Annotated in this window: 12 protein-coding genes and 1 pseudogene; all 13 read left to right on the top strand. The window is 50.7% G+C overall.

The genetic code is table 11. The features are described from left to right. Window positions 1-177: 177 nt before the first annotated feature. On the top strand, window positions 178-480 hold the full coding sequence (locus RSA72_RS11990; protein ID WP_332622916.1) for a hypothetical protein: 303 nt from the start codon (window positions 178-180) through the stop codon (window positions 478-480). 365 nt (window positions 481-845) lie between these two features. Further along, complete coding sequence (locus tag RSA72_RS11995; RefSeq protein ID WP_332633225.1) at window positions 846-2,609, top strand: hypothetical protein; 1,764 nt, start codon at window positions 846-848, stop codon at window positions 2,607-2,609. Window positions 2,610-2,675: 66 nt separating this feature from the next. Next, window positions 2,676-3,401 (top strand): hypothetical protein, encoded by a 726-nt coding sequence (locus RSA72_RS12000; RefSeq protein WP_332623678.1) that lies wholly within the window; start codon window positions 2,676-2,678, stop codon window positions 3,399-3,401. Then, window positions 3,394-5,046, top strand: a complete 1,653-nt coding sequence (locus RSA72_RS12005) for a hypothetical protein (protein ID WP_332623676.1) — start codon at window positions 3,394-3,396, stop codon at window positions 5,044-5,046. Before RSA72_RS12000 ends, RSA72_RS12005 begins: the two co-directional genes overlap by 8 nt. 116 nt (window positions 5,047-5,162) lie before the next feature. Beyond that, complete coding sequence (locus RSA72_RS12010) at window positions 5,163-6,461, top strand: hypothetical protein (RefSeq protein WP_332623675.1); 1,299 nt, start codon at window positions 5,163-5,165, stop codon at window positions 6,459-6,461. 20 nt (window positions 6,462-6,481) lie between these two features. Further along, a complete protein-coding gene (locus RSA72_RS12015) occupies window positions 6,482-7,258 on the top strand; it encodes a hypothetical protein (RefSeq protein ID WP_332623674.1) in 777 nt (258 codons plus the stop codon). A gap of 120 nt (window positions 7,259-7,378) precedes the next feature. After that, entirely contained in the window at window positions 7,379-8,035 is a 657-nt protein-coding gene (locus RSA72_RS12020; protein WP_332623679.1) for a hypothetical protein, read from the top strand. A 5-nt stretch (window positions 8,036-8,040) separates the two neighbouring features. Continuing rightward, a complete protein-coding gene (locus RSA72_RS12025) occupies window positions 8,041-8,487 on the top strand; it encodes a hypothetical protein (protein ID WP_332623672.1) in 447 nt (148 codons plus the stop codon). Further along, a complete protein-coding gene (locus tag RSA72_RS12030; protein ID WP_332633227.1) occupies window positions 8,488-9,384 on the top strand; it encodes a hypothetical protein in 897 nt (298 codons plus the stop codon). Continuing rightward, complete coding sequence (locus tag RSA72_RS12035) at window positions 9,381-11,501, top strand: hypothetical protein (RefSeq protein ID WP_332633229.1); 2,121 nt, start codon at window positions 9,381-9,383, stop codon at window positions 11,499-11,501. Before RSA72_RS12030 ends, RSA72_RS12035 begins: the two co-directional genes overlap by 4 nt. 179 nt (window positions 11,502-11,680) lie before the next feature. Next, complete coding sequence (locus tag RSA72_RS12040) at window positions 11,681-11,968, top strand: hypothetical protein (protein WP_332622540.1); 288 nt, start codon at window positions 11,681-11,683, stop codon at window positions 11,966-11,968. 2 nt (window positions 11,969-11,970) lie between these two features. Then, window positions 11,971-12,330, top strand: a pseudogene (locus RSA72_RS12045) (hypothetical protein); the annotation flags it as partial. A gap of 85 nt (window positions 12,331-12,415) precedes the next feature. Continuing rightward, a partial coding sequence (locus tag RSA72_RS12050) for a hypothetical protein (protein ID WP_332633231.1) occupies window positions 12,416-12,674 on the top strand: 259 nt, incomplete at its 3' end.

A 12,674-nucleotide genomic window follows, 5' to 3' on the forward strand; every position in this document is an offset into this window, starting at 1 on the left:
GCCTGATGATCGATGAGGGTTTTATTTTGTGGTTTGAAATTGTTGGAATCAGCGGCCAGACCCTGATGTCTGACTTCGGTAAAAAGTATGTATTGAACCGCCGTGATGAGCTTGGGCTTGATCCGGTGAAAAGTGAAGTTGAATCACGCACACAGTAATTTTTTTAGGACAGCAGGCATGACATTTTTAGTTTTTAAGGAACAGCGGAAGAAGGCGGGTGATGCGGAAATGGCGGGGCAATGCACCTCAGCAATTTTCAATTACCAAGTGATTGGATCTGGCGCTGTCGTTGAGTTTTCGGGAAGCAATAAGCCGGATGCAGATCCAGCCGCGGATCAGCACTGGGAGCCGATTGTGACGATTGCAGCCGGCACGCCGGATTCAGAACCGTTCCGGCAGCATGCCTGGGACAAGATCCGCTACAAGGTCACTGCGGGCGCGGATGTGGAAATCTATGTTTCCAGCGGTGTCAGCGGATAAATGGATAATGTAAATTAAGCAATATGAGTTCACAAAATAAATCATGACATTCACTTTCTATCCTGAATTACTTTGTAGTATTTAAGCGAAAAACCAACAAACTAGAAGTGAATAAATATGAAGAAAGTATACTTGTGTGCTCTTGTTTCTTTAGTCTTTTCTGCGACAGCAATCGCATCACCTAGTTCTTCAATATGTAATAAATATCCCGATGCAACTGTCTGTCAAATGTAAATAGAAATGTAATTCAAAAAGCCTGCTTAACCGCAGGTTTTTTTATGATTGGAACTGCCCATTTTTGCAATTTTTCCGCCGTGCGAATCTATTTCCATCAAAGATTTTAGACCCACACAGGTGAAAAAAATATGTACCTAACTGATGCAGTAAAGCAGCAATATCAGGCGCAGATGCTCGCAACACAGCAATGCCAGAATTATTTCTATAAAGACGGTGAAGAAAAGGGCTTTGACAGCGCAGCCGGCATGCCGGAAACCCGTCCTCAGGCATTGAATGATCTGCTGGAAATCCTGGGCTTTGACAGCGCGGCTGATATCGATGACGCAATCAAGGTGGGCATCAGCCAGTATCAATACTGTCACGGCGGCGACTTGCCTCATCCGTCAGTTATCGCTTCTGCATTAAGCAACGGCGTGGCGATTGCCAAGAAAGTCCGCAGCTTTAGTCCTGCTGCAGCCCAAGCCTACCAGAGTCTGGAGCAGGGCTTTGATGACATCAGCAATACGCATCAGGAATCGGTGAGCATTGTGCCGGCGCTGTCCGTGACGACCATTGCAACAACGATTGCATACGCTTCGCCGATTGTCGCAATCATTCCGAACAGCAACGGCTCGAATGAAGTGCCGATTGTTGCTGCGCGCTTTGTCACTGACCGTTCGTTCGGCGCGATGGACAAGCATGATTATCTGGATGGCGTGCAGGCAGCGAAGCCGTATGCTGAAGGCCGTTTCCGCTTCGCGCTCAGCAATAACGGTTCAGGCAATGTTTATACAGCAGTGGCTCATACGCACTATGCCGACTATGCTGCTAAAACACCGAACACCAAGGCGCCTCTGCTGCCGTTCATCGGCGGCAATGTTTCGATCCGCATCGGCGGCAAGGAAGTCGCGCATACCAGGAACCGCAGCAAGCCCAAGATTTCAGGCTCAATTGCAGCAATTGCTGAAAAATCTGCAAAAGTTGCCGGTGAAGAATATTCAGTAACTTCCAGCAGCATTAACCTGGATACCAGCGCAATTTCAGTCACGCTGAACAAAGAGCTGCCGGCCGGCGCAAAGATTGAAGTTTGCCTGATTGCTGATTTTGAAGCCCGCGACAGTTCAAATAACTTCAAGCTGGAACCTGTTGGCGTCAGCATGGAGCCTGAATATGAAACACTGCTGAGCGCTCCGGTCGTTACGCAGATCCGCGCCTCAAAGCTGCTGGCGAATCAGATCTCCAACGAGCTGAAAGTCGGCTTTGTCGGCACGGCTTTAGGCTTGATGCAGGGCAAAATCTATCTGGAGCAAACCATCCGCCTGCTTGGCGAAGGCAAAGAGCGCGCAGCTTACAACGGCCGTGAGTTTACTTTTGACGCTTCACGCGGCGTAACCGGCAACTTGGCCGCCGCTTACAACACTTCAGGCGACTTGTTCGGCGAGTTCATGAAATATCTTGAAGCCGCGAAAACAGGCATTGTGCAGGATTCAGGCGGCGCAACCGTCGGTTTCGATCTGTATGTCGGCGACAGCGCCAAAATCTTCTTTGCCCAGCTGTCTTCAGACAAAATGCCGGTTAAGACAGGCGCAACTGCAGGCCATGGTCAGATTGTGCGTATCGGCACACTGGCGGACGGAACCAATGTTTACCACGTTCCAAGCTCTGCTGGCGTGCTGACTGAAGCAGGTCAGGCCTTTGAAATGCTGCTGACCGGCCGCGGCAATGAGCCGGTCCGCAATCCATTTATCGGCTTCACGGAAATGCCGCTGACCATCAGTGAGGCCACGCCAGATCCGCGTGAACAGCTGATGGCGCTGATCGGCTCTCAGGCAGCAGAGCTGAATCCGCTGGACCGCTATGCCGACCAGTTTGCATTGATCAACGCGATCAATATGCCAAAACTCAAAAACTAAGAACTTTACAGATTAAGGCGCAGCAATTGCGCCTTAATTCATTTTCAATCAGATAATTGGCGGTAAATGATGACTCAAACTGATTTAAACACTCCGGCAGCAGGCGCTGCGCCTGAAGCGCCCCGCAAACGCGCTGCAAAAGCTAAAACCGCTGCTGCAAAGCCGGCTCCTGCTCCGGCGGCGCCGGCTGATGAGGCTTCAAAGCCGGGGCTGACTTCATCACAGGCTGAACTGCAGGAAGTGCAGCCCGATAGCGCAGGACAAGAACCGCTGCCGGCAGCTGCATCGGAAGAAAATCGGCCGGCATTGGATGAAGTTCAAACCCAAGCAGATGAACCGGCTGATGAGGCTCCAAAACCGGGGCTGACCTCATCACAGGCTGAACTGCAGGAAGTGCAGCCCGATAGTGCAGGCCAAGAACCGCTGCCGGCAGCTGCAGCGGAAGAAAATCAGCCGGCATTGGATGAAGCCCAAACCCAAGCAGATGAACCGGCGGAACCGCAGCCTTCAGCTGATGTGGCGGTAAATCAGGAACCCCAGCAGCCGGTAGAGGCGGCTACTGCTGCAGAAGTCCGCAAAGAAGCAGTTATTGCCAAGCGTGATGATGCGCTGCTTGTCATCGTTAAGAATGAGGGCTTTCAGACCATCTTTGAACCGCTGTCCAAGACCTCCGTCGGCCCGGGTGAAACGGCTGAAATCCGCTGCAGTACCGGGCAGTTTAAGCGCGATGTGCTGAACAACCTGAAACAGTTCATTGGACTGGGCAAAAAACTGGAGATCCGCAATGCATGACTTTGACGGCACGAATCCGCTGCTGGAAGCGCTGGGCGATGAAGCGGAAATTAAAGAAATCGCTTTAACCAACGAATCGCCATTCATTATTGTTGAACCCTTAACGCAAGTGCGCCTGCTGCCTTTTGAAAAGACGGTCATCCGCGTGAAAGGCAAGGCTGCACATGAGCAGATCACGGCAAATATCAAGCAGCTGAACGCCTTGAAATCTGGCGTCCTGTCAATTGAAGCCTCTGAACCTGAAGATGATCTGGACAGCCTGCCTTGGCTGTCATCGCAGGATCAGGCGGTATTCGATTCCATGGCGATGGACAGCGGCCTTCAGGCTGCTGGAGTGGGTACGGTGGTCACGTTCAAGTATACGAACCAGAATGCTGAAAAGCTCCGGGCGAAAATCGGCTTCCATATCGGCGGAGTCTATTCTGATAAGGAAGTGGCCGTTGAAATTGGCGGCGGCGAATGGGAATTTACAATCCCGGAGCGCGGCGATTATCCAGACGGCGAATACCCGATAGAATTTAAATACGGCGGTGAAGATTTACTTAGTACAGCATTCTACCTTGTACTTGTTCCGTTTTTTGCCCGCCCGTACCCTTGGGTTGCCGCTGGTGATGGTGTAGTTATCCACGGTGTACTGGGCGCTGACTTGCAGCCGCTGCACGCGGCCAAGTATGGTGATCCGATCTTCATTGATGTGACGACGGCAATCACTAAGCCATCCCGCATGGCTATTTCGCTGGACGGGATCGACGGCGATTACGAAACGGTCGTCTTTCCGGGCCGTGACCGCGCGCTGTTCATCCTTCCTGAGCGTGTTGAAACTGGCGATGCTGCCAAGACCATTTTGATTAAGGGTGAAGCGGGCGCAATCCTTGACAACATTCCGATTTTCAACATCATGAATGCTGCTGTGGACGAAAGTACGCTTATGCTTGGCGGATTCCAAGGCTTCTTTGCTAACGGCATGGGCGGGACAGTCTTTTACCCAGCGGATGCACTGATAAATTGGACAAGCGCCAGCGTACTTCATGATTCTGGCAGTCCGCTTGAATCCGGTTCTGCGAACGATGTATTCCCGCGCAAAATCACGCTGGCTGAAGATAGCGATAATCCGATCTTCGAGATCCGCAAAGCGCAAGGCGGCGCACCGAATAATTACGGCTACGAAGTCCGTTTGAAAGACGGCGCAGCGCTCTCCAGTCATGAAGACTTTGTTCTGCACTTCACTGCCAATCAAGATATGGAAAGCGAGTCATCGGCGTATCTAACAGGCCACGCTTACGTGTTCCCAGAACAAATACATGCGCAGGTGCAAGTGCAGCAAACTGGCGCATGGGTCAATTTCGCCGATTGGGACGATGCGGTGACGTTATCCGATGAAACTGAATTGAATATCCGCCTTGGCGTCACACCTGAAACGTGGACATCAGTCAATCCAACGGTCTATGAGCTTGTATCTGCCGCGGGCGAATCCGGGATTACAGTAGATTGGGAAAACGGTAAGATTCTATTCGGCTCTCCAGCCGTAACTGACGGTACTGAAAACTTAATTGAAATTGTCGTTAAAATTAGCCCGGATGGCATCGGCAGCTTTAATGCATTCAACGCCACATTGAACCTGCGCCGCATCAAACTCAGCGAATAAGCCGTAAAAGCGGAAAACAACCCTGCAGGCGCAGGGTTTTTTTATTGGAACTCAGCAGAAATAAATTTGAGCGGCCCTGCAAAAATACAGATAAGAATTTTGCCAAGGCAGCAATAATGATTTTAAGTTTGGAGCAGCAGGGCGGGCTGTCAGTTTCCCGCACACCTCATCCGGCAGCAGTCTTTAATCTCGATTTTTCAACGCACAGCTTTTTATCCGAAACTGAACTGGAAGTCGCCTTCACCAGCAAGGCAGCCAAGCCGAAGCTGTCGGATATCCGCATGCGCCTGCGGATCATTGACGCAGCCACGGGCGATGAAGTGGTGAAGGTTCAGGGAACGCTGGATGAAGACCCGGACAATCTGGCCTCTATTGTCGCCGTAGCGGATGCCTCAAAGGCCTTTGAGCTGTTCGAGCTGATGCTGGAGGAAAGCCCCGCCGATATATTGGCTGCCGTCATGGATTCACCGGCCTTCAATGCATCCAACAGCCTGGGGCGCAGCAAAGTCATTCTGGATTTGCCGGATGAGCTTCCGCCGCCATTCGATGGCGATGAGGTTTATACCATTCTCACCAATCTTGTGGATGCGCCGGCCTATATCGCGCTGCCGCAGACCAAAGACCTGCCGCTGTATGTTGCAGCGCTGCGCGCAGCGGAAAAGCTGAATATCCCGCTGGATGCTGAGATTGATCCAACCCTTACGCCGGAACAGGCAGCGCAGTTTGCATTATCCATGGATGCGCAATCATATCGTGTTCAGTTTATCTGGTCGCCGAATCTTTGCCGGCCGCGTGATGCAGTTTCATTAAGCGGCCGCAAAATTCCGGCGCCGTACATTGGGCAGTATATCGGCGATAAGCTGCTGCGCAATGCACGTACCGATGCTAAAGGCTATGCGCCGCTTCATGTTGGCGTTGCGTGGAAGGATTTTCCATTCCGTAAAAAAGCTTTAGCACTTCGTCCAGATGTTGTGTTCGATGAGCCAACTGAAGAAATGCTGGCCAAGGCTAAAGTCAATGTGGTGCGTCCGATTAAGTTTAAGCAAGGCGTGCGGTTCGTGCTCAGTGATCTGCTGACTCAGCGCCAAAGCAAAAACAGCGCATTGCGCCTGGTGCCGGCAGCAGAAATTGCCATGCGCACTTCAAATGAAACGGTTGCCATTCTTAAAGAGCACATGCTGAAGCCGACCGCGCACTTTATAAAGGATGCCAGCAAGGACATTGATAAGTACCTGTCAGGTGCAGTGACTGCAGGCTGGCTGAAGCCCGCTGAGGATTTAGGTGGAAAGCCTTATGAGTTCAGCTTAGTACAAGATAAAGATTTTCCATTTGAGCGCGTGCGCCTGTATCTGGCGCGACGTCCTGAAGGTGCAACGCGTAATGCAATTTTTGATGAAGACGTTTTAGTTAAATAATTTTAAACAGGTGAATGATCATGTTTGGTGCAAATAATCCATTAAATGCAAAACCTCAGGCTTTGGTTCTGCGCGACTTTGATTCGGCGGCAGCTGAAATTAAAACCGCAGCATCCAGCCTGACCAGCGCTCTCCGCGAAGAGCTTTCATTCATTGAGCATGTGCGCGGACTGGCCCTGAACATTGTTTCAGATCTGGTGGATGCGGTTGCAGATGAAAAGCTGGATGAGGGCGAGCTGCCGTCTGACCGCCTCGACTTCCTGATTCTGGAAGCGCTTGAAGGCGCGGACGATGATGAAGGCACGCTTGAGAATGCTTTAGCTGCTTCGATCAGCGATGCGCTGGCCACATTTGGCGTGGATGATTCTGTCATTGAGGAAGTATTCAGTGATAATGTTGAAGCCGCGGACGCGGCCATTGAAGCGGCTGCCAGCACAGTGATTGCTAATATGCCTGATGACGGCGATCCGCTCGATGAGCTGGTGCGCGAATTCGTGTACGGCGAGCCGGATGAAATGGAAAGCGGCTTTGACAGCGTGACTGGAAAAAAACTGTCCCGCGGCCAGATGAACACCAAATCATTTAACGGCAAGAAAATCCGCTACAAGGCGATTGCTGCGATCCGCCATGGCGTGAAAACAATCGTAAACAAGCGCCTGCCCGGGCAGAAAGTGCGCATGTCGAGTGGCCAGAAGGCCGGCTTGAAAAAAGCCCGCCTGAAAGCCGTGTCCGCAAATGCGCTGCGCAAGCGCATGAAGTCCCTGCAGAAGGGCAAGAAGATCGGGCTTTATAAATAAGGCCGCCGAATAGGCAGTTAAAAAGACCGCATCCGCGGTCTTTTTTTGTTGGAACTCAGCGCTTTTACATATCGCTGCCCGTTTCAAAATGACGGCATCACAGCATATTTGAGAATAATGATGCGTCAGGTCAATCCTGTTTTACTCAATCAGCTCCGCGCTGACTACCTCGCCATCCAGCAGCTTGGATCACCGCTTTTAGCCTGCCAAGGCATGCTGGTGCCTCAGGGCATGGAGGACTTCCGTTTTTTAATCAAGAGCTGCCCGCGCCCGATTGTCAGTAATGAAGATCCGGCTGAAGTTCAATATGCCGGCGGTTTTACCGGAATCGCTGCCGGCGTGCCCAAAACCCATTACACGGGCAATCTGCAGATGCTGGTGACTGAAGCCGGGCATGATCAGATCTTTGCAGACTGGCTGGTCGCAAATGGCGGAATTATTGACTGCGACTACTATGACGGCCATGTTGACAGCTACTCCCGCGCGTATTTTTTGGAAAACTGCGCCATCCGCTTTGAAATGGCGGAATTTGATACGGACAGCCGTTCCCAAGTCATGACGGTCTCCTGTCCGATTGATTTCAACTATTTCGGCAACTTCGCAGACATCGGAACGAACGGCACCGTGATGCCCGGCCACCGCCAGATTGCCGGAATTGATGGGCTGGTCAGCCGTGTGCAGAAAGTCATCAATACCGCTCAGGCCGCGACAAATGTCGCCCGCGGCATTGGCGGCGTAGCGCGCCAAATCGGCAAGCTCGGCAGCCTGTTCAAGTAAGCGCCATGCAGCTATTGCCGAAAGACGGAACCGGGAATTTCAGGGCGGTGGCAGGCGCAATTTCTGCGCTTGCAGCCCTCTATTATCAGAAGCTGGCGCTGAAAGGCTATTCACTGCTGCTGGAAGACGTTGAAACAGCCTTTATTGAAGAAGTGAAGCGCTATGCGGGCTGGCAAAGCCTGACATGCCAGAAGTCAGCCGCTGCGCCGATTGAGGTTGACGGGAAATTAGTCCTTGAAGCCTTTGAGTGGGTCATCATTGAATCGTGCGTGAAGGCGAACTGTGACCTTATCCAAGCCTCACTGGTAGAAGCATCGCGCAGCATGGGCGGGGATGGCTTCGGCATGACGGTCAGCGAAGCTGAACAGGCCTATGAAGCCGAAAAAGAGAAAATGCCGAAGAATGCCTTTGTGCAGCCGCCGTTCAGCTTTAAAACACTGGGAGGCCAGTAAATGCAGATTGTCATTGCTGCCGCAAATAAGCTGATTTCAGCTTCTGAATTGATGCTGGCCACGCTGCGCACTGATCTTGTGCCGGTGCCAGTCAGCCTTGAGTTTTCAGTGAAAGCGAACCGGGAGCTGGAAGAGCAGCTGAAGCCGGGGGCTGAAATCCTTGTCGGAGATATCAGCCACCCTTTGGAAATTGTGCTGGTGCAGCCGGTCAAGTCCCAGACAATTAAGGATGACCGCCGGATCGGCGCAATCTCCTGCATTGCTGTTCTGTCCGGGTGCAAAAAGCTGCTCACGCATGCAGAAAGGGCAGCAATCCTTGAGCAGACTTCATTTAATTCAGCCATCCGCGCCTGCGGGGCAAAGAATATCCGCTTAGGGGATGATTTGCCGCTGCCGGAATTCATCTGCCTGAAAGGCCGTTTGCCGACAGCGCGCCTGGCGCTGTATCTGCAGCAGGAGGCGGCGGTGATCTGCTTCCGCAGCAATAAGCTGTGCGTGCTGAAGCTGGATGCGCTCTTCAAGCAGGAAGCGGTGATGAAGCTTGATCCAAGTGAAGTGCATTGGCTGAACAGCGGCCAGAAGGAAAAGCTCCAGAAATCGTCTTATGTGTCCGTTGAGCAGGACGGCTCCACAGTGATCGGCGATGACACTGCAACAGCGGGGCAAGCCGTTATTCAGAAAGCCGGGCTGGATGCGCGGCAGCTGAAGAATCTGGAAAAGGTGCTGCTGCCGCGCGGAGTATTGCACCGCTCACTGAGCATGCAGCTCTCGGCCGGCATGCTGGTAGAAATCAATCAAACCAAATATGTGATCTTGACGGCTGCCCACCAGGTTGAAACAGGTGCGGTAGGCGGCAATGTCGGATCTGCAACCAAACTATGGCTGGCAAGTTTATGAACACCACAAAAATTTTAGGCGAAGCGGCCGGCATTCAGCGTCAGGACATTATCGACCGCACCGAAGAGCAAACTGCAGAGGGCCTCACGGGCGCGGTGATCTTAGGCCGCTTCAAGCGCGGCCGCGTGGATGCGCCGATGGCCATTCATCAGGGCAATATCCGCGGGCAGCTGGGCCATGACCCCAAAAACCCGGACTACATCGCCGTGCAGGACTGTCTGGATGCTGGTGTGCCGAGCGTGCAGGTGCTGCGTTTAGGTCAGAATGAAGAGGATGACGGCAGTGAGACTGATCCTCCTGACGGCAAAGACCGCTTTGTCATCAGCTGTACGCCTCCTGAGGTGCAGCAGAGGATTGTCCTAAATAAAGTACGCGATACGCTGCCGTTCCTGACATTCAATAATGTTGTATTCGACATCTATATTAATGGCACACCGGCTGCTTCTAGAGTTTCACTGCTGGATGCTGCTGTTATGGATTTACACGGCTTGAAAGTGGAAGACTTGACCGGGAACGGCCGGAAAATCTCCATCACCCCAAAATTAGACAAACACGGAGCATTTGAGCTGCGACCAACATTTATGCCGTCATTTACCGATGATACTGATATAGAAGAGGGTCATGTCGTTGTTGAAAAAGGAAGCTTCCATTTCTGTTTAGCTGCAGTGGTTACAGAACCTAAGCTTGAAGGATTAAACTTAGTAACTATCAATAGGGAAACATTCTACAATCAAAGATTTGGGTATGATTGGCGTGGACTTGTAACTATCAACAATAACCCGCCTGAAGGTGGTGATGTAAGGAGTATTCTTGAAAAATATGGCATTGTAATAATAAATTCACAGGAAAATAATGTTGATTATTTGATAGAAAATACAACATTAAATTCATACAAGGTGAAAATTGATTTAAAAATTCAAGGTACAGTGCCTTTATTATCCAATAATAGAAATACTTCAGCTTTGGTGACTGACAATGTACTGGCCTTCAATCTTACTCCACGAAGAATGGAAGTATTAGTTATTCCAAGCCGCTCGGAGATTGATCATATTGGCCCGGTTGGAAATTTAGAAAGCGGTGTCTCATATCGGGAATTCATTAATGCCCGCTTTGTTGTTCTTAGGGATTGGTTTGATAAAAAATATTCCATTGTGGATAGAGGCAAACCTATCCGAGTCCCGCAAGATGCTGAAATTAATTTTATTATTCCTGAAAATATAAATATTGTTAATTTTTCAGTCCAAAATCAGCATTCTATTTACTATGCTTCAAATGAAACCCTGTATTACGAATATATCAATCCTGTCTGTGAAACAATCAACCCAGAGTATCAAAATACTTCGGCAGCAGCATGTCTAGGTGCTGCTGTATATGTTGGTATGACAGATGGCGGATTATACAGATCCAGCAAACCGTGGAATAACGCATTATTGACACTTGAAATATACGGCTTAGTCATGTCGCAAGGCGGTTCCAGTGGCGGTTACATAATTGATAATGATGTTATTTGGGATGGACATGATGGCTATCCCGCTATTGTTAATTTAGATGGCGATTGCAGCCTTAAAGCTATTATTAAACCTTCAGGGAAATTATATGCGGGCGGCGGCGGCGCCGGGCTTTGTTCGGGTGCTGAATTTACTATTTCATCTGCACTAACAGGTCGCTCTAGCATCTATAAAGTTCCATCCATTAGTGGCGGTAATGGGGCGCCATTTGGTAACTGGGAAAGATCCTATCATCTGGAAACACCGTATCAAGTCAGTCAAGCTTTGATATTTACAGGCGCAAAACTTTCAGAAGCTCGGGCGGTTAAAATTAAGCTTAGCGGGATTGGCCTAAATACATGGGAAGCTATAGGGAATCAGACATTAAACAGTGGCGGTGATGCTGGTTTAAATTCAGGCGATGCAGAAACAGTATTTACTCTAGTTCCTCAGCGCGATTCCAGTTATTCAGATGAGGCATTAAGAGCAGAGGATAGTCCGCAAATCACGATTACACGAAATAAGTTTGTATCGCAAGGGAAAGCTGGCCGTGCTGGTGTACTTCACAGTGGAAGAAATACTGAAATAGTAAATGAAGGCGGTTTGGTATTAGGGAATATGCCTGCTTGAAATATTATGTTCCAGCGGAGGCAGTGAACGCTTATTGCTTTTAGAAAACCGTAAAATTGCAGCGCGCAACCTTTGCATTTACAGATACCCGCTTTTCGGCGGGTTTTTTATTGGAACAGGCATTTTTTGCTTTTTCCTGCTGAAGCCAGAATAACGGTAAAACTAAGGCTGGCAAATTTATGAATACTACAAAAATTTTAGGCGAAGCGGTCGGCATTCAGCGTCAGGATATTATCGACCGCACCGAAGAGCAAATTGCAGAGGGCCTGACAGGCGCCGTGATCCTGGGCCGCTTCAAGCGCGGCCGCGTGGATGCGCCGATGGCCATTCATCAGGGCAATATCCGCGGGCAGCTGGGCCATGATCCCAAGAACCCGGACTACATCGCCGTGCAGGACTGCCTGGATGCCGGCGTGCCCAGTGTACAGGTGCTGCGTATTAAAGCAGGCATGGAGGAGGCGATGTAATGCTGGCAGGATTTAAGCGCGCCAAGATCCTCAGCTACAGCGCCAAGAGCCGGACAGCAAAAGTCCATATCCACGGGATGACAGACGGGGCCAGTGATGGGCTGACAGCGACTTTTGCGTATCCGGTCGGTGACAGCGACAAGGACACGGAGCGGGAAATTTTAGCCGGGGAAGATGTGTACGTTTTCTTTGAAAATGGCGAAGAGTCCCGCCCGGTGATTGCCTTCTTCAGCAGCCACGGCGAAAACGCAGTTGTGGATACGCGCCGCATCCGGCAGGAAAATATTGAGCTGCTGGCGCGGAGCAATATTAAGGCGCAGGCCAAAGTGATTGAAGTTGACGGCAGTGAAACGGTCAATATTCATGGCGCGGTGCAGATCAATCTTACATCAGAGGCGAAAGTCAGCATTTCGGCGCCTCAGATCAGCATAAACGGAGTGTAAGGCAGTGGCGCAGTTCTGCATTTCATTTCCGCCGCCAAGCTATAAAGAGCTTTTTGAGCGGCTGAAGGGAATCAAGCCTGACTTTTCAAAATGGAAGGGCCTGATTTCTTCAATCGGCATACCGATCCCCATTTATCTGGATATCAGCCAATACTCGAATGAAGTCTCGCAAATGATCCAGTATTGGCAGAGCCGGCTTTCAGTCAACACGCTGATGGCGATGATTCGGCCAATGGCCAGCCTGCTGGGGCAAAGCTTGGCGG

The sequence above is a fragment of the Acinetobacter sp. genome (genome assembly GCF_036659555.1).
GTDB lineage: Bacteria > Pseudomonadota > Gammaproteobacteria > Pseudomonadales > Moraxellaceae > Acinetobacter.